17 protein-coding genes are annotated in these 20,607 nt (G+C 59.5%); 12 read left to right on the forward strand and 5 right to left on the reverse strand.

Annotated elements, in window-relative coordinates; genetic code table 11:
- Positions 1-64: 64 nt before the first annotated feature.
- A complete protein-coding gene (secA, locus tag ACSQ87_RS25460) occupies positions 65-2,800 on the reverse strand; it encodes a preprotein translocase subunit SecA (protein WP_223430307.1) in 2,736 nt (911 codons plus the stop codon).
- 307 nt (positions 2,801-3,107) lie between these two features.
- Here secA and ACSQ87_RS25465 point away from each other — a divergent pair, with 307 nt between their 5' ends.
- On the forward strand, positions 3,108-3,563 hold the full coding sequence (locus tag ACSQ87_RS25465; protein WP_007945864.1) for a DUF721 domain-containing protein: 456 nt from the start codon (positions 3,108-3,110) through the stop codon (positions 3,561-3,563).
- Between the two features lie 72 nt (positions 3,564-3,635).
- Here the strand turns inward: ACSQ87_RS25465 and ACSQ87_RS25470 are convergent, their stop codons facing one another.
- Positions 3,636-5,123 (reverse strand): helicase HerA-like domain-containing protein, encoded by a 1,488-nt coding sequence (locus tag ACSQ87_RS25470; RefSeq protein ID WP_436274627.1) that lies wholly within the window; start codon positions 5,121-5,123, stop codon positions 3,636-3,638.
- 189 nt (positions 5,124-5,312) lie between these two features.
- Here ACSQ87_RS25470 and ACSQ87_RS25475 point away from each other — a divergent pair, with 189 nt between their 5' ends.
- The 4 genes from ACSQ87_RS25475 to ACSQ87_RS25490 all read left to right on the forward strand — a co-directional run bounded on the left by ACSQ87_RS25475 (position 5,313) and on the right by ACSQ87_RS25490 (position 10,355).
- Complete coding sequence (locus ACSQ87_RS25475; RefSeq protein ID WP_223430305.1) at positions 5,313-7,202, forward strand: methyl-accepting chemotaxis protein; 1,890 nt, start codon at positions 5,313-5,315, stop codon at positions 7,200-7,202.
- Positions 7,203-7,472: 270 nt separating this feature from the next.
- Positions 7,473-8,594 carry a glycosyltransferase family 4 protein gene (locus ACSQ87_RS25480; RefSeq protein ID WP_436274628.1) on the forward strand — a complete coding sequence of 374 codons (1,122 nt, stop codon included), beginning with the start codon at positions 7,473-7,475 and terminating at the stop codon, positions 8,592-8,594.
- Positions 8,587-9,363 carry a DUF2334 domain-containing protein gene (locus ACSQ87_RS25485; RefSeq protein WP_436274629.1) on the forward strand — a complete coding sequence of 259 codons (777 nt, stop codon included), beginning with the start codon at positions 8,587-8,589 and terminating at the stop codon, positions 9,361-9,363. The genes ACSQ87_RS25480 and ACSQ87_RS25485 overlap by 8 nt, the downstream gene beginning before the upstream one ends.
- Positions 9,360-10,355, forward strand: a complete 996-nt coding sequence (locus tag ACSQ87_RS25490; RefSeq protein WP_436274630.1) for a lysylphosphatidylglycerol synthase transmembrane domain-containing protein — start codon at positions 9,360-9,362, stop codon at positions 10,353-10,355. Before ACSQ87_RS25485 ends, ACSQ87_RS25490 begins: the two co-directional genes overlap by 4 nt.
- Here the strand turns inward: ACSQ87_RS25490 and ACSQ87_RS25495 are convergent.
- Positions 10,342-10,518, reverse strand: a complete 177-nt coding sequence (locus tag ACSQ87_RS25495; RefSeq protein WP_436274631.1) for a hypothetical protein — start codon at positions 10,516-10,518, stop codon at positions 10,342-10,344. The genes ACSQ87_RS25490 and ACSQ87_RS25495 overlap by 14 nt on opposite strands.
- Before the next feature lie 86 nt (positions 10,519-10,604).
- A complete protein-coding gene (gene purU, locus ACSQ87_RS25500; RefSeq protein ID WP_436274632.1) occupies positions 10,605-11,453 on the reverse strand; it encodes a formyltetrahydrofolate deformylase in 849 nt (282 codons plus the stop codon).
- Between the two features lie 339 nt (positions 11,454-11,792).
- Here purU and mvaT point away from each other — a divergent pair, with 339 nt between their 5' ends.
- Positions 11,793-12,170 (forward strand): histone-like nucleoid-structuring protein MvaT, encoded by a 378-nt coding sequence (gene mvaT, locus ACSQ87_RS25505; protein ID WP_007933316.1) that lies wholly within the window; start codon positions 11,793-11,795, stop codon positions 12,168-12,170.
- 99 nt (positions 12,171-12,269) lie between these two features.
- Here mvaT and sbcB read toward each other — a convergent pair whose 3' ends face one another.
- A complete protein-coding gene (sbcB, locus tag ACSQ87_RS25510) occupies positions 12,270-13,700 on the reverse strand; it encodes an exodeoxyribonuclease I (RefSeq protein ID WP_223430299.1) in 1,431 nt (476 codons plus the stop codon).
- Positions 13,701-13,883: 183 nt separating this feature from the next.
- Here sbcB and ACSQ87_RS25515 point away from each other — a divergent pair, with 183 nt between their 5' ends.
- Genes ACSQ87_RS25515 through ACSQ87_RS25540 form a run of 6 tightly spaced genes read left to right on the forward strand, consistent with a single transcriptional unit; the run spans position 13,884 to position 20,600 of the window.
- Complete coding sequence (locus ACSQ87_RS25515) at positions 13,884-14,609, forward strand: RDD family protein (protein ID WP_223430298.1); 726 nt, start codon at positions 13,884-13,886, stop codon at positions 14,607-14,609.
- On the forward strand, positions 14,606-15,583 hold the full coding sequence (locus ACSQ87_RS25520) for a stage II sporulation protein M (protein WP_436274633.1): 978 nt from the start codon (positions 14,606-14,608) through the stop codon (positions 15,581-15,583). The genes ACSQ87_RS25515 and ACSQ87_RS25520 overlap by 4 nt, the downstream gene beginning before the upstream one ends.
- Positions 15,570-17,114 (forward strand): DUF4129 domain-containing protein, encoded by a 1,545-nt coding sequence (locus tag ACSQ87_RS25525; protein WP_436274634.1) that lies wholly within the window; start codon positions 15,570-15,572, stop codon positions 17,112-17,114. The genes ACSQ87_RS25520 and ACSQ87_RS25525 overlap by 14 nt, the downstream gene beginning before the upstream one ends.
- Positions 17,111-18,274 (forward strand): DUF4350 domain-containing protein, encoded by a 1,164-nt coding sequence (locus ACSQ87_RS25530; RefSeq protein ID WP_436274635.1) that lies wholly within the window; start codon positions 17,111-17,113, stop codon positions 18,272-18,274. Before ACSQ87_RS25525 ends, ACSQ87_RS25530 begins: the two co-directional genes overlap by 4 nt.
- Positions 18,271-19,272: an AAA family ATPase gene (locus ACSQ87_RS25535; protein ID WP_436274636.1), complete on the forward strand. Its 1,002-nt coding sequence runs from the start codon at positions 18,271-18,273 to the stop codon at positions 19,270-19,272. Before ACSQ87_RS25530 ends, ACSQ87_RS25535 begins: the two co-directional genes overlap by 4 nt.
- Positions 19,269-20,600 carry a DUF58 domain-containing protein gene (locus ACSQ87_RS25540; protein ID WP_223430293.1) on the forward strand — a complete coding sequence of 444 codons (1,332 nt, stop codon included), beginning with the start codon at positions 19,269-19,271 and terminating at the stop codon, positions 20,598-20,600. Before ACSQ87_RS25535 ends, ACSQ87_RS25540 begins: the two co-directional genes overlap by 4 nt.
- Positions 20,601-20,607 lie beyond the last annotated feature (7 nt).

Below are 20,607 nucleotides of genomic sequence, written 5' to 3' on the forward strand. Positions count from 1 at the left end.
ATGGCAAAACGCCGCGACGGCATAAGCCGGTCGCGGCGCGGGTATTTCAGCGTATGAAACGGGTTTACTGGATCTGCCCGTGGCAATGCTTGAACTTCTTGCCCGAGCCGCAGTAGCAAAGTTCGTTGCGGCCCAGCTTCTGTTCGTTGCGTACCGGCGCGATGGCAAGGGCGACATCGACCTCTTCACCCAGCAGTTCCGGTTGCTCAAGCCCCGGTGCTTCGTCGTGCTGGAACTGCATGCGTGCAGCCAGTGCTTCGGCTTCCTGACGCAGGCGTTGTTCTTCTTCGATCGGATCTTCGCGGCGAACCTGAACGTGGGACAGCACACGGATCGAGTCGCGCTTGATCGAATCCAGCAGCTCGGAGAACAGCGTGAAGGACTCGCGCTTGTACTCTTGCTTCGGGTTCTTCTGCGCATAACCACGCAAGTGGATGCCATGACGCAGGTGATCCATGGTCGACAAGTGGTCTTTCCACAGGTCGTCGAGTACACGCAGAACGATTTGCTTCTCGAAGGTGCGCAGCGCTTCGGCGCTCGCCTGCTCTTCTTTCTCGTTGTACGCAGCCAGCAGCTCGGCCATGAGCTTCTCGCGCAGGGTTTCTTCGTACAGGTGATCGTCTTCGTCGAGCCATTTCTGGATCGGCAGCGCCACGCCGAAGTCGCTCTGCAACGCCGCTTCCAGACCGGCCACGTCCCACTGCTCAGGCAGCGATTGCGGTGGAATGTGGGCGCTGACGGTTGCGTTGAGCACGTCCTGACGGAAGTCGGCGATGGTTTCACCGATGTTGTCGGCGGCCAACAAACTGTTACGCATGTGATAGATCACTTTACGTTGTTCGTTGTTGACGTCGTCGAACTCGAGCAGTTGCTTACGAATGTCGAAGTTGCGGCCTTCAACCTTGCGCTGAGCCTTCTCGATGGCGTTGGTCACCATGCGGTGCTCGATCGCCTCGCCAGGCTGCATGCCCAGGGCCTTCATGAAGTTCTTCACCCGATCAGAGGCGAAGATGCGCATCAGGCTGTCTTCCAGCGACAGGTAGAAACGGCTGGAACCAGCGTCACCCTGACGACCGGCACGACCACGCAGCTGGTTGTCGATACGGCGCGATTCGTGACGCTCGGAAGCTATCACCTGCAAACCGCCCGACTCGAGCACTTGCTGGTGACGTTTCTGCCAGTCGGCCTTGATCTGGGCAATCTGCTCAGGAGTCGGGTCTTCCAGGGTTGCCACTTCCACTTCCCAGTTACCGCCCAACAGGATGTCGGTACCACGACCGGCCATGTTGGTGGCGATGGTCAGTGCGCCTGGGCGACCGGCCTGGGCAATGATCTCGGCTTCTTTTTCGTGAAACTTGGCGTTCAGAACCTTGTGTTCGATGCCTTCCTTCTGCAGCAGCGCAGACATGTGCTCGGAAGTTTCGATGGTTGCAGTACCCACCAGCACCGGACGGCCCTGGGTCATGCATTCCTTGATGTCATTGATGATCGCCGCGTATTTCTCTTCGGCGGTCAGGAACACCAGGTCGTTGTAGTCTTTACGCGCCAGCGGTTTGTTCGGCGGGATAACCATCACCGACAGACCGTAGATCTGGTGGAATTCGAACGCTTCGGTGTCGGCGGTACCGGTCATCCCGGACAGCTTGTTGTACAGACGGAAGTAGTTCTGGAACGTGGTCGAGGCCAGGGTCTGGCTTTCGGCCTGAATGTTCAGGTTTTCCTTGGCTTCGATAGCCTGGTGCAGGCCTTCGGACAGACGGCGACCCGGCATGGTACGACCGGTGTGTTCGTCGACCAGAACGACCTGGCCATCCTGCACGATGTATTCGATGTTGCGATTGAACAGTTTATGAGCGCGCAGACCGGCATAAACGTGGGTCAGCAGACCGAGGTTGTGCGCCGAGTACAGGCTCTCGCCTTCAGCCAGCAGGCCAATGCGGGTCAGCATGTCTTCGATGAACTGGTGACCGGCTTCGTTGAGCTCGACCTGACGGGTCTTCTCGTCGACGGTGTAGTGGCCGGCCTTGGTGACTTCGCCTTCCACTTCTTCGATGTGCAACTCAAGCTGCGGGATCAGTTTGTTGATCTCGATGTACAGCTTGGAGCTGTCCTCGGCCTGACCGGAAATGATCAGCGGGGTACGGGCTTCGTCGATGAGGATGGAGTCGACTTCGTCGATCACGGCAAAATTGAGTTCGCGCTGGAATTTTTCTTCCATGCTGAACGCCATGTTGTCGCGCAGGTAGTCGAAACCGAATTCGTTGTTGGTGCCGTAGGTAATGTCGGCAGCGTAAGCCAGACGTTTCTCTTCCGGCGGCTGGAACGGCGTGACAACACCGACCGACATTCCGAGGAATTCGTAGAGCGGACGCATCCAGTTGGCGTCACGACGGGCCAGGTAGTCGTTCACCGTCACAACGTGCACGCCCTTGCCGGACAGTGCGTTGAGGTAAACGCCCAGTGTTGCCACCAGGGTCTTGCCTTCACCGGTACGCATTTCCGCGATCTGGCCTTCATGCAAGGTCATGCCGCCGATCAGCTGGACGTCGAAGTGGCGCATACCCATGACGCGCTTGCCGGCTTCGCGGGCGACCGCAAAGGCTTCTGGCAGCAGCTTGTCTAGGGTTTCCCCTTTGGCGATGCGGGCCTTGAACTCGTCTGTCTTGGCACGCAATTGATCGTCCGAAAGGGCCACCATTTGCTCTTCGAAGGCATTGACGAGTTGCACCGTCTTGAGCATGCGTTTGACTTCACGCTCGTTCTTGCTTCCAAAAAGTTTCTTTAACAAAGGCGCAAACATATCGGCAGGATCTTCCACACTAAAGGGATGGAGGGCGGCCCCGTGAGTCGCCCGAGCAGCCCTCATGGCCGCATGCGAACGAGCATTCTACCCGGAAACGATGGTGAGGAAAGTGGCGTTGTTCCACGATGCTGGCACAGCGTTGTGACGGGGCTCACTTAAAATAAGGGCTTTTGGCTGAACTTCAAGCCATTCACGGCAGAAGTTACTTGTTGATTTAATGGGTAAAGCGCTCGCAAAGCAATGGCTCGGGTGCATCCGGTGCTTTCTGCTACCATGGCGGCTCTGTTACTTCAGGTGTCTGATCATGGCATTTCGCCCTCTTACGGCCAGAGCACCCGCCGTCCTGCTTCGCGAAGCCAAACCGCTGAAAGCCATCTTCGGCCACGCTCAACGCCTGGGTCATTTACAACGTCTGCTGGAAAGCCAATTGCAGCCCGCCGCCCGCGAGCATTGCCATGTGGCGTCGTGGCGCGAAGGCAGTTTGTTGCTGATAGTGACCGACGGTCATTGGGCAACCCGCCTGCGTTATCAGCAAAAGCGTCTGCAACGGCAATTACAGATGTTCGACGAGTTCGCCAGTCTGACGCGGATTCTGTTCAAGGTTCAGCCGCCCACGGTTCAGCAAGGGGCGGCTGGCCATACCATCAGCTTGTCGACCGATGCAGGCGCAACCATTCAGGCCACAGCCGACGGGATCAGCGATCCGAATCTGCGGGCGGCGCTGGAACGGCTGGCGGCTCACGCTAAACCGAAGGTTTAACGGCAAGATCAAAAGATCGCAGCCTTCGGCAGCTCCTACGTAGGAGCTGCCGCAGGCTGCGATCTTTTGCTTTTAGCGGCGCTTGCTGCCGCCGAGCAGCGAGCCCATCAAGCCGCGTACCAACTGTCGGCCCAATTGATTGGCCGCCTGGCGCATCGCTGATTTCAGTGCCTGCCCCGCCGCGGTGCCGAGGAACTCCCCGGCCTTGTCGGTGAAGCTTGGCTCTTCGGCTGCCGGTTTGCCCGCAGCAGCGTCAGGCTCTGGCGCCAACCCTTTGCGCCCCATCAACACTTCATAAGCCGATTCGCGATCAACGGGTTTGTCATACCGCCCCTTGAATGGAGACCCCGCGATCAGCACTGTGCGTTCAGTCTCGCTCAACGGCCCGATCCGCGACTGCGGTGGTGCGACTAATACGCGCTGGACGATCTCCGGTGTGCCCTTGTCCTGCAACGTGCCGACCAGCGCCTCGCCAATACCAAGCTCGGTCAGCACCGACAAGGCATCGAACGCCGGGTTCGGCCGGAAGCCTTCGGCCACCGCGCGCAGGGATTTCTGCTCCTTGGCGGTGAACGCGCGCAAGCCATGCTGAATGCGCAGACCGAGCTGAGCCAGCACGTCATCCGGCAGGTCGCCCGGCGATTGGGTGACGAAATATACGCCAACGCCTTTCGAGCGAATCAACCGCACCACTTGCTCAAGACGATCCTGCAAAGCCTTTGGCGTACCGGCGAACAATAAATGCGCTTCATCGAAAAACAGCGCCAGCAGCGGTTTGTCCGAATCGCCGCGCTCTGGCAATTGCTCGAACAGTTCGGCCAGCAGCCACAACAGGAACGTCGCGTAGACCTTCGGCGCTTCGTGCACCAGACGGCTGGCATCGAGCAGGTGAATGCGCCCGCGGCCCTCGGCGGTCGGCTGCAGAATGTCTTCGAGTTGCAGCGCCGGCTCACCGAACAGCGCTTCGGCGCCCTGCTGTTCCAGGGTCGCCAGACGTCGCAACAGCGCCTGACTGGAACCGGTGGTCAGCAGCGCGGCGTCGTCGCCGAGCAATTCGGGGTTGTCACGCAGGTGATTGAGCAGTGCCTTCAAGTCCTTGAGGTCCAGCAGCAACAGCCCTTCTCGGTCCGCCACCTTGAACGCGGCGTACAGCGCCGACTGCTGACTGTCGGTCAGCTCCAGCAGGCTGCCAATCAATAACGGCCCCATTTCGCTCAAGGTTGTGCGCAACGGATGACCGGACTGACCGTGAATGTCCCACAGGGTCACCGGATACGCTTGAGGCGTGTGATTCAGCCAGGGCATCCCGGCGATCCGCTCGGCGATTTTGCCTTGAGGGTTGCCGGCGGCGCCCAGACCACACAGGTCGCCCTTGATATCGGCGGCGAACACCGCCACGCCGGCATCGCTGAATGCTTCGGCCATCCGTTGCAAGGTGACGGTTTTGCCCGTCCCGGTAGCGCCCGCGACCAAACCATGACGGTTCGCCAGACGCATGGCCTGGGCAATGGGCTGCCCGGCGAGGTCGGCACCGATAACGAGTTGTAATGAGTCAGGCATTTTGTCACCCATGGTTAATCTTTGATCCTTCACGGCCGATAGAAATAAGCGAGAGACCCAATTGAAAGCAAGGTCCGACATTCCCCTATGGAGAGCAGGAATTACCGACTCGCTCCATTGCGCACTCATTTTGCGCGCATTAGCAGCAACACGCCCCGAACAATAAGACCTTAGCGGACCCCCCGAGCCATGAACAAAAATCTGCGCTTCAGCCATAAAATCCTGCTTGCCGCCGCCCTCGTCGTCATTGCCGCCTTCGCCTCGTTCACGCTGTACAACGACTATTTGCAGCGCAATGCGATACGCCGCGATCTGGACAACTACTTGCAGGAAATGGGCAGCGTCACCGCGAAAAACATTCAAACCTGGCTGGCCGGCCGCAGCCTGCTGATCGAAAACCTGTCGCAAACCGTTGCCTTGAACGCAGATACAGCCAATGTCTCCAACCTGCTGGAACAGAAGGCTGTGTCGTCGACCTTTATGGGCGCCTACCTGGGCAACAAAGATGGCACCTTCATCATCCGCCCGGACAGCAAGATGCCCGACGGCTATGACCCTCGTGCCCGCCCTTGGTACAAGAGCGCGCAAAGCACCAGCGGCTCTGCCCTGACCGAACCCTACATCGACCTGGCTTCTGGCCAGTTGGTGATTTCCATCGTTAATAGCGTACTCAAGGACGGTCAAAACATCGGCGTGGTGGGTGGTGACTTGAGCTTGCAGGTGATCACCGACAGCCTCAACGCACTGGACTTCGACGGCATGGGCTATGCGTTCCTGGTCGGTGCCGATGGCAAAATCCTGGTCCACCCGGACAAAGCGCTGGTGATGAAGTCCCTGAGCGAGGCGTACCCGAAAAACACCCCGCGCATCAGCAGCGACTTCAGTGAAGTAGACGTCGACGGCAAGACTCGCATCGTGACCTTTACACCGATCAAAGGGCTGTCCTCAGTCAATTGGTACATCGGTCTGTCGGTGGATAAGGACAAAGCCTTCTCCAAGCTCAGCGAATTCCGCGCGTCGGCGCTCGTTGCGACGGTCATTGCCGTGGCCATCATCATCGCCCTGCTGGGCATGCTGATCCGCATCCTGATCCAGCCGCTGCACGTCATGACCCGCGCCATGGCAGACATCGCCGACGGCGAAGGCGACCTGACCAAACGCCTGACCATCGTGAACAACGATGAATTCGGTGTCCTCGGTACCGCGTTCAACCGCTTCGTGGAACGTATTCACGGTTCGATCCGCGAAGTGTCGTCGGCCACCGGGCAAGTCAACGAAGTGGCCCTGCGTGTCGTGGCCGCCTCGAACTCGTCGATGTTCAACTCCGACCAACAGGCTTCGCGCACCAGCAGCGTGGCCGCGGCGATCAACCAGCTCGGCGCCGCCGCTCAGGAAATCGCCCGTAACGCAGCGCAAGCATCGAGTCAGGCCAGCGATGCCCGCAGCCTGGCCGAAGATGGTCAGCAAGTGGTGGACCGCAGCATTGTCGCGATGAATCAACTGTCGAGCATGCTCAGCGCCTCGAGCACCAACATCGAATCGCTGAACAGCAAAACCGTGAACATCGGGCAGATTCTCGAAGTGATCACCAGCATCTCCCAGCAGACCAACTTGCTGGCGCTCAACGCGGCCATCGAAGCGGCGCGAGCCGGTGAAGCCGGACGTGGCTTTGCCGTGGTGGCCGACGAAGTGCGCAACCTGGCGCACCGCACTCAGGAATCGGCGCAACAGGTGCAGACCATGATCGAGGAGCTGCAAATCGGCGCTCGTGAATCCGTCAGCACCATGAGCGACAGCCAGCGCCACAGCCAGGACAGCGTCGAAATCGCCAACCTGGCCGGCGAGCGTTTGAACAGCGTGACGTTGCGTATTGGCGAGATTGACGGGATGAACCAGTCAGTGGCGACGGCAACCGAGGAACAGACGGCGGTGGTGGAGTCGATCAACGTCGACATTACCGAGATCAACACACTGAATCAGGAAGGGGTGGAAAACCTGCAGTCGACGTTGCGGGCGTGCTCGGATCTTGAGCAGCAGGCGGCGCGGCTTAAACAGTTGGTAGGCAGTTTCAGGATCTAAACGTCAAAATCCACCCCTCATCGGAACGCCGCCCGCCCATCCCTCTCCCCACGGGGGAGAGGGGGAAAGGGAGCCGATCGCAAGCTTTTCAAAACCTGAGTTCGACTCGGACTTTCAGGTCGATGTAGCTCCAAGAACACCTCGGTCAGTCCCCTCTACCTCTGGGAGAGGGTTAGGGTGAGGGCGCGCGATCGACGCCCCGCCACAAAACCCCAACCGAACATCTATCCTTCATAAAGGTCAACCTAGGGAGAACAACGGACCGGAGGGATGTTCATCGTGCATATCGCTGACATAAGCATGTTCTACGCCCCTGCCAGCGGTGGCGTGCGCACTTATCTGGATGCAAAGCACCGTCGCCTGAGCATCAAGCCGGGCATTCGCCACAGTCTGTTGATCCCTGGGGCTTACTTGAGTGAACAGGATGGCGTTTACACGGTTCCGGCCCCCGCCCTGCCCTTCGGCAAGGGTTATCGCTTCCCCCTCCGTCTCGCGCCATGGCGCAATGTTCTGCAGGATTTACAGCCCGACCTGATCGAGGTCGGCGACCCCTACCTCACCGCATGGGCGGCCCTCGACGCCCGGCGGCAACTCGATGTCCCGGTGATCGGCTTTTATCATTCGGACCTGCCGCTGCTGGTCAGCAATCGCATGGGCAACTGGGTCACCACCAACGTCGAAGCCTATGTCAGCAAGCTCTATGGCAACTTCGATCGGGTTCTGGCGCCCAGCCAGGTCATGGCCGACAAACTGATCGGGCTGGGGGTGAAGAACGTTTTCGTGCAACCGCTGGGTGTCGATTTGCAAACCTTCAATCCCACCGCACGAGACACAGGCCTGCGGGCCGAATTGGGCATTGATGAAGACACTCATTTGCTGATCTTCGCCGGACGCGGCTCCAAGGAAAAAAACCTGCCGGTGCTGCTCGACTGCATGAAACGCCTGGGCCGACGCTATCACCTGCTGTTGGTAGGCTCGTCGATGCCGGCCGCAGTGCCCGACAACGTTACCGTGATCGGTGAATTCTGTACGGCGGCACACGTGGCGCGATTGATGGCCAGCGCCGATGCGCTGCTGCACGCCGGCGATCAGGAAACATTCGGCCTGGTGGTTCTTGAGGCCATGGCCAGTGGCATTCCGGTGGTGGCCGTGGCGGCCGGGGCCTTTCAGGAAATCATCACCGATCAATGCGGCCGGCTCTGCCCGCCGAACAATCCATTGGCGATGGCCAACACGGTCCGCGAGCTGTTCAGTTCGGGCAGCGTGGTTTTAGGCAAACAGGCCCGCAGCCATGTCGAGCGGCATTACTCCTGGGACACGGTGGTCAACAGCCTGCTGGGGCACTATCACGCCGTGCTCGACAGCCACTGGCCGCTGACGGCCAATGGTTGAGCCCATGAGCCCGCCCAGCCTGTTACTCGTGCTGCACGACGTCGCACCGCAAACCTGGGCCGATTATCAACCCTTTGTCGAAGCCGTCGACGCCTTGGGCGAGGTGCCGATGACCTGGCTGGTGGTGCCCAATTTCCACAAGCACAACGATCTGGAGGAGCATCCGGGATTTCGACGCTTGCTCGACAGTCGAATCGTCCGAGGTGACGAACTGGCATTGCACGGTTACTTTCATTGCGATGAAGCGCCCACTCCCACTACGCCACGAGACTGGTTCATGCGCCGGATCTACACCCATGAAGGCGAGTTTTACAGCCTGTCTCAAGACGCCGCCCTCGCCCGCCTGCGCGCCGGCATCGAAATATTCCACCGTTATCACTGGCCGCTGGAGGGCTTCGTCGCCCCGGCCTGGTTGATGAGCGAAGGGACGCGCCAGGCCTTGCGCCAGTTACCCCTGAGTTACACCAGCGATTCGCAGCATCTGTATCGTCTGCCGGACTTCAGCGCGGTTGATGCGCCAGGGTTGGTCTGGAGTGCGCGCAGTGCCTGGCGCCGGGGGTTGTCGAAGCTTGTCAGTGATCAACGCGAACAACGCTGGCAGCAAGCACCGGTGATTCGTCTTGGCTTGCACCCGGTCGATATGCGCCATGAGTTCTCGCGCACTTACTGGCTGCAAACCCTCAAGCGCTTGCTCGATGAGGGACGTGTACCGATGACCAAGGCACGCTGGCTGGCGCTGCAAAGCGACCGTATCGGCCGCGCCGCATGAGTCGCGGGATTCTGCTGTTCGTCGCTCTGCTCGCTGCGGTGCTGATTCCGTCGCTGCTGGGCGGTAACGAAACCTGGTATCGACTGCGAAGCTTTCCGCTGACATGGTTGCTGATCATGTTCGGCATGATCCTGCTGTGCTGGGTGCTGAACACGATGCGCTTGCGCCTGTTGCTCGGGGATCAGCGTGACAAGGTGGGCCCGCTGAAAAGTCTCGGAGTGGTGATGGCCGCCGAGTTCGCTTATTGCGCAACACCGGGCGGCAGTGGCGGCCCACTGACGATCATGGCGTTGTTGGCGCGCAATGGCGTGCGTCCGGCCAGGGGCAGCGCCGTGTTCGCCATGGATCAGCTGAGCGATTTGCTGTTTTTTCTGTGTGCGCTGAGCGGGATCCTGATTTATGCATTGTTCCAGCACCTCAGCCAACGCATGGAATGGCTGCTGACCGTGAGCGCCATTTCGATGTTCGGCGGGTTAGTCAGTTGCGTGGTGGTCGCCCGCTACCATCGAATACTGATTCGCCTGAGCGGTCGGTTGCTCGCTCGCCTGAATGTCAAAACCACCACGCGCCTGCGCTGGGCGCGAAAACTCCTGCACTTTCTGGCAGCGTTCACGGACACATTGAAGCTGCCCTTTCAGACACTCATCACGGTGTTTGCCCTGACGTGCCTGCATTGGATCTTGCGCTATAGCGTGCTGTATCTGGCGTTGCGTGGGCTCGGGGCGGATTTGCAGTGGGCCTGGAGCTTTCTGATCCAGATGCTCTCACTAAGCGCGGGGCAATTCAGCCTGTTGCCGGGCGGTGCCGGGGCGGCGGAGTTGACGTCGGCGGCGCTGCTGGCGCCGATGGTGGGAAAATCCACCGCGGCGGCGGCGATTCTGATCTGGCGGGCGGTAACCTATTACTTCTATTTGCTGGTGGGTGGCCCGGTGTTTTTGCTGATGCTCGGGCGGCCGCTGCTGAAGAAGTTGATGAAGTTCAAGCAGGCGTAGGTTTGTCGTCGGGTTCTTGCTGCAACTGTTCCCACAACTCGGCGGCACCGGGAAACTCCGTGCCGTCCTCGAGGTTCATGTCATCCGGGTCGTAACGACTCAAACACCCCTCGCCCAACATGGCGGGAGCCTTGGAGGTCGCTTTGTCGAGTGGATCGGCCATGGTCATGTCCTCAGTGCAGAAACGACGAAGGGCCTGAAGCGATTGAACGCCCAGGCCCTTCGAATTTCAACCGCGTTGAATGGCTATCAGAACACCACGGTTTTGTTGCCGTGCACCAGCACCCGGTCTTCCAGGTGATAACGCAGACCACGGGCCAGCACCATCTTCTCGACGTCCCGACCGAAACGCACCATGTCGTCGATGCTGTCACTGTGGCTGACGCGAACGACGTCCTGCTCGATGATCGGACCGGCATCCAGCTCTTCGGTCACGTAGTGGCAAGTAGCGCCGATCAACTTCACGCCACGCATCGATGCCTGGTGATACGGCTTGGCACCGACGAACGACGGCAGGAAGCTGTGGTGAATGTTGATGACCTTGTGAGCATATTCGCGACACAACGCGGGCGGCAGGATTTGCATGTAGCGGGCAAGTACGACCACTTCGGCATCGTGCTGTTTGACCAGGCGCGAGACTTCGGCGAATGCCGGCTCTTTATCCTGCGGATTGACCGGTACGTGGTAATACGGAATCCCGTGCCACTCGACCATGCTGCGCAAGTCATCATGGTTGGAAATCACGCAGGAAATTTCGCAATCCAGCTCATCACTGTGCCAGCGGTGCAACAAGTCGGCGAGGCAGTGAGACTCGCGACTGGCCATCAGCACCACGCGTTTTTTCTGCTCGGTATCGGTGATGCGCCAGTCCATCGAGAACTCTTCGGCAATCGGTGCAAACGCTTCGCGAAAGGCATCGATACCAAAGGGCAGCGAATCGGCACGAATTTCGTGACGCATGAAGAACCAGCCACTGAGATTGTCCGAGTGATGGCTCGCTTCAGTGATCCAGCCGTTATGTGACGCCAGAAAGTTACTGACTTTAGCAACGATGCCGACGCGGTCCGGGCAAGCAATCACCAGCCGAAAAGTGCGCATGAGGGTCAAACTCCAGAACTTCGCAAAGGCGGCCATTCTAGCGATTGCGCAGCAAAACTGCAGTATTGATGACGTTTGGCCCGACACAAAGGTAAGCGGCACAGGTTCTGGCAGCACCTGCAACCCACGCGATGGTGTTCCTGTTGCCAATCTTCAAGTGCTCAATTGTGAATATTCGTGATGACTGCATCACACTATTTAACTACACCGGCAATTTATGCCTATTCACCGTAACTAATTTAAATAAAACTCCGGTTAAATGTTTACTTGGTGAAACACCCTGACTATTATTGCCGCACTGTCACCTGCCATCCAGCGCCCCAACATAAGGTAGTCCTCATGTCCTTGATCAACGAATATCGCGCCACCGAAGAAGCTATCAAAGAGCTGCAAGCCCGTTTGAAGAACCTGTCCCAAGACGACAAACTGCAAACCGAGCTGGAATTCGAAGGCAAACTGCGCACCCTGATGGGCGAATACTCCAAGTCTCTGCGTGACATCATTGCGCTATTGGATCCAGAGTCCAAAACCAAAGCACCACGCGGCGGCGCAGTAAAAACTACTGGCACCAAGCGTGCTCGCAAAGTTAAGCAATACAAAAACCCGCACAACGGCGAAGTCATCGAAACCAAAGGTGGCAACCACAAAACTCTGAAAGAGTGGAAAGCCAAGTGGGGCGGTGACGTGGTTGAAGGCTGGGCTACCCTGCTGGGCTAAGCCGTAGCGCTTGTCGCAGACTCATCCGCGACAAAAAAGAACGCCAGCATCTGCTGGCGTTTTTTTATGCCTGGTATTCAGCCCCGAACATTTTCGATTTCAAAGACTCAAACGTTTGCGTAATCCTTCGACATAATTCTGCCATTCATTCAGCACCTCTCGCTGAAACGATGTAGCCGTAATACTCCATTGGGCTGCGGCTTCTACAAAAGTTTCCAGCGTATTTGGCGCCCCCCACTCGGGTGCTGACAAACGTTGCTGACAGAATATTCTCCAGCGTCCTTGCTCTTCGAAACTCAACGTATCGGGGAAGTTGCGTGCGCGATATCGAAACAATAATTCAGGTAATCGTTCATCGTCGAAAGGCCATTGTTGTTGCGCTAATTGAGCCGGGTCGGCAGACCTGACTTGCTCACAAAGACGCCGATCCCGATCACCGATAAAACCATCGTATAACTGTTGCTCAGGGTCTTGGCTCGAGGTGAAATCTTCGCTGGCGTAAATCGCCTGAACTTTATCTCGCCAAACTGTTTGTGCGTCACTTAGCCGCAGCGCGCGCTCTTGGTAGAGCGACATATCCAGCCCCAAACGTTGCTGATCTTCAGAGCGAAGTACCGACAACGGTGCCACCACCGGGCATTTATTGATGTGGATAAGTTTGAGCGGCACCGGCAACTCGCCCTCGGCCAAGTCATCGCGGCGGGTATACAGCCGTTGGCGCAAGGTGTCGGCATCAAGATCGAGCAAGCCCTGAGGGTCCAGATGCAGATCACAGACAATCAAGGCGTTCTTGTTGCGCGGGTGCCAGGCCAAAGGCAGCACCACACCGACATAATTGCGCGCCGCTGAAAAGCGCCCGGAGATGTGCACCATCGGCTGCAACAGACGAATCTGATCCATCACCTTTTGTTTACCGCGTAACTGAAACAACCAGTCAAACAACTTCGGCTGCTTTTCCCGGATCAGACGCGCCAGGGCGATGGTGGCGCGAACGTCCGATAGCGCTTCGTGAGCATTTCCGTGATCAATGCCATTGGCGGCGGTCAGGCGTTCGAGTTTGAGCGTTATCCGCCCCTCGTCGTCCGTCGGCCAAACGATGCCGTCAGGGCGCAAGGCATACGCGGCACGCACCACATCGATCAGGTCCCAGCGGCTATTACCACCCTGCCACTCTCGCGCATAAGGGTCGAAAAAGTTTCGGTAAAGACTGTAACGGGTCATCTCGTCATCGAAACGCAGCGTGTTGTACCCCGCCCCGCACGTGCCGGGCGCAGCGAGTTGGGCATGCACCCGCGTCATGAAATCGGCTTCGCTCAAGCCTTGCTCGGCCAGTCGACCGGGCGTAATACCCGTGATCACGCAGGCTGCCGGATGGGGCAGGATGTCTTCACTGGGCTGGCAGTAAAGGTTGACCGGCTCGTCTATTTCATTGAGATCGAAGTCAGTACGAATCCCCGCCATTTGCAGCGGACGGTCGCAACGGGGGTTGATGCCAGTGGTTTCATAGTCGTACCAGAAGATAGAGGTCACGGGCTATTCCTGAACTGAAGATCGGCGAAGTCTAGGCGTTCACATCCCGCTCCGGCCAGTAATCTCGTCATTCAATCACCTCAAGCCTCTTACCGTGCAATACATAGTTATGTCGTTTTCCCCCGAGAGGCTGCTAGCATCGGACGGACATCGAATCCCGAACAGGCCACATCAAGGTTGCCCATGCTCGAGACCACAGCACTGCCAAGGAAAGCGACGCTGTCCCCGCCACTGGATACGCGGTATCAAGTCGAAACGCCGGAAGGCATCGACTTGCCACTGCGCCCGGCCGGGTTGATGGTTCGTGCGCTGGCGTTCTCCATCGATCTCGGGTTGCGCGGGCTGATCGTTGGCCTGCTGTTTATTGTCCTGGCGTTCCTCGGGAAACTCGGCGCAGGGCTCGGTTCGATTCTGCTGTTCGTGGTGAGCTGGTGGTACATGGTGCTGTTCGAAGTGCTCAATCAGGGGCGTTCGCCCGGTAAGCAATGGATGGGCCTGCGGGTGGTGCAGGACGATGGCACGCCGATCGGCTGGTCGGCTTCGCTGCTGCGCAACCTGCTGCGATTTGTCGACATGCTGCCGTTCGGCTATTTCCTCGGGGCCATCAGTTGCCTGCAACATCCCACCTTCAAGCGCCTCGGCGATCTGGCTGCCGGCACGCTGGTGATCTACCGCGAACAACCGCTCACCCGACCGCAACTGCCCACCGCTCAGCCCCGACGCCCGGCCTTTGCGCTGACGCTGACCGAACAACGCGCCATCCTCGGGTTTGCCGAGCGTCAGGGTGAACTCTCTGAAGCACGGGTCAAAGAGCTGGCGGCCATACTCGCGCAACCGTTGCAGGTGTCGGCGCCAGGGGCCGTGGACGAACTCAATGGCATCGCCCGCGGCTTGTTGGGCCCCACATGAAGCAAAGCCTTTTCGAAACTCGCCACAAGGCCGAATGGGAGCAATTTACCCTCGTGCTTGAACAGCTGGAGCAAGGCAAGGAAGCACAGCGAGTCGCCGGTTTCCCCAGCGCTTACCGTCGTCTCTGCCAGCATCTGGCGCTGGCCCAGGAACGTGGTTACAGCAGCTTTCTGATCGACTCGTTACAGCAACAAGTGCTGCGCGGGCATCAACAGCTTTATCGCCACCGCAGTCGACTGGGTGCCAACGTGCTGGGCTTCATCCTGGCTGACTTCCCGCGACTGGTGCGCGAACAGTGGCGCTTCGTGCTCGCCGCCGGCCTGATGTTTTTTGGCAGCCTGATCGGCATCGCTCTGCTGGTGTACCTGTTCCCCGACCTGGTCTACAACCTGATCCCGGCCGAGCAGGTCAGCGAGATGCAAGGCATGTACGACCCCGAGGCCGGTCACCTGGGGCGCTCGGCAGAACGGGCGGCCAGTGAAGACTGGGTGATGTTCGGTTACTACATCATGCACAACATCGGCATCGCCTTTCAGACCTTCGCCAGCGGTTTGCTGTTTGGCCTGGGCAGTGCGTTTTTCCTGTTCTTCAACGGTTTGATGATTGGTGCGGTGGCCGGGCACCTGACGCACATCGGCTACGGGCAAACCTTCTGGTCATTCGTGGTTGGTCACGGCGCCTTCGAACTGAGTGCTATCGCCCTGGCCGGTGCCGCCGGCCTGCAACTGGGTTGGGCATTGATCGCGCCGGGACGCCTGCCCCGCTCCGAAGCCCTGCGATTGGCGGCACGCAAGAGCGTGCTGCTGATTTGCGGGGTCATGCTGTTTCTGCTGATTGCGGCGTTTATCGAAGCTTATTGGTCGTCCACGACAGGGGTCGCGCCAATGACCAAATACCTGGTCGGTGCAGCGCTCTGGTTGTTGGTGGCGACTTATCTGCTGTTTGCCGGACGGACCCGCCATGCGCCTGAGTGACGCCACGGTTGTCATCCGCCCGCGCACAACCTGGGAAGCCATGGACCTGGGCATCCTGCTGAGCCAGCGACATCGGCGCCTGCTGATGACCAGTTGGGCCATCGTGACCTTGCCGATTTTCGCCCTGCTCAGCTGGGTGCTGTGGGATTCGCCCTCCCTCGCCGTGTTCATCTTCTGGTGGCTGAAACCGGTGTTCGACCGCCTGCCGCTGTACATACTGTCCAAAGCCATGTTTGGCGAAACGCCCACGCTGAAGCAGGCGCTGCGCCAGTTTCCGCAGTTGCTCAAACCGCAACTGCTGGCGAGTCTGACCTGGCGACGCCTGAGCCTGAGTCGCAGTTTCCTCATGCCGGTGGTGCAACTCGAAGGGCTGAGTGGGCAGCCACGACAACAGCGCTTGCAGGTGCTGTTGCAGCGCAACGCCGGTGCCGCGCGATGGCTGACCATCATCGGCGTACACCTGGAAAGCGCGTTATGGATCGGCCTGATGGTGCTGTTCTACCTGTTCTTGCCGCAACAGGTCGAACTCGACTGGAACTGGCAGACCTTGATCACCGCCGCCACACAGGACTGGCGATGGCTGGAACACCTGACCAATGCCTTTTACGCACTGGTGCTCATTGTCTGGGAACCGGTTTATGTCGCCTGCGGTTTCAGCCTTTATCTGAATCGACGCACGGTGCTGGAGTCCTGGGATATCGAGCTGGTGTTCCGCCGCATGCGCCAACGCTTGAGCAGCGCCGCTGTCACCCTGCTGCTGGCGGCGTTCCTGTTGATGCCGACGGCGCAAACCGTCTGGGCCGCCGAGCCGGTCATTTCACCCGACAGCCCGCGTCTGCTGGACCAGCCGTTAACCAGTCAAGCGTCCCGGGACAGCATCAAGGCGATCCTCGATCAGCCTCCGTTCAAGAACAAGGAATCGGTCACGCGCTATCGGTTTGGCGAGGACAAACCCGCCACCGACACGGCGGACGATGACCCAACAACCGAATGGCTGGAGGCACTGCTCAAGCTGCTGGACAACCAACACTTCGGCACCGTGGCCTCTCTGATTGAGATCGTGCTGTGGGGGGTGTTAATCGGTGCCATTGGTTTATTGATCTGGCATTACCGTGACGGGTTGCAAGCCTTCGTCAGCCGTCGACCGATCTTGAACAGCAAGGTCGCGCGGCCGTTACCGCAACAGGCTTTCGGCCTGGACCTCAACCGCGAAACCCTGCCTGCCGACATCGCCGCCAGCGCCGAACGCCTCTGGCAAACCCACCCTCGCGAGGCCCTCGGATTGCTCTATCGCGGTCTGCTCAGCCACTTGCTGCACGACTTCAACATGGCGCTGAAACCCGCCGACACCGAAGGCCAGGTCCTGCAGCGCATCGAACACCTGCAACAACCTGCCTTGCTGGCCTTCAGTCAAAACCTGACCGGGCACTGGCAGAACATGGCCTACGGGCATCGCCTGCCTCCCGAGCATTTGCAACAGGAACTCTGTGACGGCTGGCGAGCCCTGTTCGCCCCGGGAGCGTTGCGTTGAACCGGCAACGCTGGCTGGCGATCGGCGTGTTCATTGCCGTGCTAGTGATCGCGCTGAGTGTTTATCTGTACGTCAAGGCGACGCCCTATCAGGCAGACATCGATCACGGCCCCTCGCCCGAAGCCCAGGCCAATCCGTACCTCGCTGCCGAGCATTTTCTGAGCAAGCAGGGCCTGACCGTCAGCCACGCCAATAGCCTCGACATCCTGCCCACCCTGGAGCCGCATCAGCACAGTCTGTTGTTGCTCGGGGACCGGTACAACATGACCCCGCGCCAGATCGATCAGCTGTTGAACTGGACCCGGGCCGGTGGGCGTCTTTTGTTTGTGGCCCAGTCGTTGTGGGATGAAAAGACCGGCCAAAGCAATGACCTGTTGCTCGACCGGGTGCAACTGCACCAGTCGCTGAGCAAAGATCTCAAGGACCCGCCGCCCGCTATCGACGACGATCCTTATCCCAAGCTGACCAAGCTGTATCTGGAAGACGAAGACGCGCCGGCCTACGCCAGTTTCGATACCGCATTCCATCTCGAAGACCCGAAAAACCTCGCCCAGGCCTGGGCCAACAGCGGCAAGGCCACGCACATGATGCAGCTCAATCACGGGCTCGGTTCGATCACCGTGGTCACCGACGCCGACCTGTGGAAAACCCCGGCCATCGACCAGTACGACAACGCCTGGCTGCTCTGGTACCTGACCGCGGACACGAACGTGACCCTGCTGTTCAATACCGATCACGACAATCTGCTGACCTTGCTCCTGCGCTATTTCCCCCAAGCATTGGTCGCCCTTTTTGCCCTGATCGGTCTTGGCTTCTGGCACGTCGGCGTGCGCCAGGGTCCGCTGCTGGAACCGGCCCCAAGGGCCCGCCGGCAACTTCAGGAACACCTGCGCGCCAGCGCCGATTTCATGTTGCGCCGAAACGGTCAGCAGCACCTGGTGCAAGCCTTGCAGCACGACATCTTGAGGCGTGTGCGGCGCCGTCATCCCGGTTTCGAACAACTCGGCGTTGCCGAACAATGGCTGGTGCTCGCACGCCTGACCGGCCAACCCACACGCGCTATCAGCCAGGCCATGAGCCCGCGACCGAAACAGCGGCTGTCCAGCGCTGAATTCAGCCGTCAGGTCGCCCACCTGCAAACCTTGAGGAACGCCTTATGAGTGAACAGATCGAGCCCGGCACACTGAGCCACGCTACGCAGCAACGCCAGCGCGCCAGCCAACTGGCCCAAGCGGTACGGACCGAATTACAGAAAGCCGTGATCGGCCAAAACACCGTGATCGACGACGTCCTCACCGCGCTGATTGCCGGCGGCCACGTACTGCTCGAAGGCGTGCCGGGGCTGGGCAAGACACTGTTGGTGCGCGCCCTCGCCCGCTGCTTCGGCGGCGAGTTCGCACGCATCCAGTTCACCCCGGACCTGATGCCCAGCGACGTCACCGGGCACGCGGTGTACGACATGCAAACCGAGCAATTCAAACTGCGCAAAGGTCCGTTGTTCACCAACCTTTTGCTGGCCGACGAGATCAACCGCGCCCCGGCGAAAACCCAGGCCGCGCTGCTCGAAGCCATGCAGGAACGGCAAGTCACCCTCGAAGGCCGTGCCCTGCCCATCGTGCAACCGTTCATGGTGCTCGCCACACAAAACCCCATCGAACAGGAAGGCACTTACCCGCTGCCGGAAGCCGAGCTTGATCGCTTCATGCTCAAGGTGCGCATGGACTACCCCGACGCCGATCAGGAGCTGAACATGGTCCGCCAGGTCAGCCGCTCGACCCGTGCCGACATGCTCGATGTGCAACCGCTGCGCACCGTGTTGCAAGCCAAGGACGTGTTGGCCTTGCAACGCATTGCCAGCGATCTGCCGCTGGACGATCAGGTGCTCGACTATGCGGTGCGCCTGGCCCGCACCACCCGCAACTGGCCGGGCCTGATCCTCGGCGCCGGGCCTCGGGCCTCCATTGCCCTGGTGCGTTGCGCTCGGGCCCGAGCCTTGTTGCGCGGTGGCGAGTTTGTGATTCCGGATGACATCAAAGGCTGCGCATTGGCGGTGTTGCGTCATCGCGTGCGAATCGCCCCGGAGCTGGACATCGAAGGGCTGGACGTCGATCAAGTACTCAAGCAACTGCTCGATCAAGTGCCGGCGCCACGCCTGTGAAACCCTCGCGCCTGCTGCTGATCTGGCTCGCATTGCTGCTGGCCATCGGCATCGTGCTGGGCGCGTTGCGGGCATTGGAATTCGCGGTTCCCTCGAGCCTGTTGTCGATCAACTGGGGATTGCTGCTGGCGCTGCTGGCCTTGGCAGTACTCGACGGTGTCCGTCTCAAACGACTGCCCTCGCCCCGCCTCCAACGACAAATGCCCGGTAGCCTTGCACTCGGTCGATGGGGTGAAGTGCGACTGGAGATCAAGCATGATTTTGAACAACCACTGACCGTACAGATTTTCGACCATGTACCGGAAGGTCTGAGCTTCGAAAACCTGCCCCTGTCGGTCGAATTGCAACCCGGCCAGCACAGCGAGATCGGCTATCGCCTGCGCCCGCTCAAGCGCGGTCATTTCACCTTCGAACACTGCGAAGTCAACCTGCCGAGCCCATTGGGTCTATGGTCCGACAAACGCCTGCTCAACGTGGCCGACAACACCCGTGTCTATCCCGACTTCGCTCGCCTCTACGGCGGCCAACTATTGGCGGTGGACAACTGGCTGAGCCAACTCGGCGTGCGCCAACGCCAACGACGCGGTCTGGGTATGGAGTTTCATCAGCTGCGTGAATTTCGTGAAGGCGACAGCCTGCGCCAGATCGACTGGAAAGCCACCGCCCGTCAGCGCACACCGATTGCGCGGGAGTATCAGGACGAGCGCGACCAGCAAATCATTTTCATGCTCGACTGCGGCCGCCGCATGCGCAGCCAGGATGACGAGCTCGCCCATTTCGATCACGCACTGAATGCCTGCCTGTTGCTCAGCTACGTCGCCCTGCGCCAAGGCGATGCGGTAGGCCTGAGCACCTTCGCCTGCGACCGACCGCATTACCTCGCCCCGGTCAAAGGCACCGATCAACTCAAGGTCCTGCTCAACACCGTCTACGACCTCAACAGCACCCAACGCCCCGCTGATTACCAAGCCGCCGCCAGCCAACTGCTGGCCCGCCAAAAACGCCGGGCGCTGGTGGTGCTGGTAACTAACTTGCGGGATGAAGACGATGAAGAACTGCTGACCGCCGTCAAACGCCTGAGCAAACAACATCGAGTGCTGGTGGCCAGCCTGCGCGAAGACGTGCTCGACACGCTGCGGCACACGCCGGTGCAAACCTTGCCGGAGGCGCTGGCCTATTGCGGGACGGTGGATTATTTGAATGAACGGGCTGAACTCCATGAGCGGTTGAGTGCTCATGGAGTGTCGGTGGTGGATGCTCGGCCCAGGGAGCTGGGTAGCCAAATTGTGACGCGCTATCTGGCCTGGAAAAAAGCGGGAGCATTCTAGGCTCTAG

Source organism: Pseudomonas sp. LjRoot277 (assembly GCF_964253845.1).
Lineage (GTDB): Bacteria > Pseudomonadota > Gammaproteobacteria > Pseudomonadales > Pseudomonadaceae > Aquipseudomonas.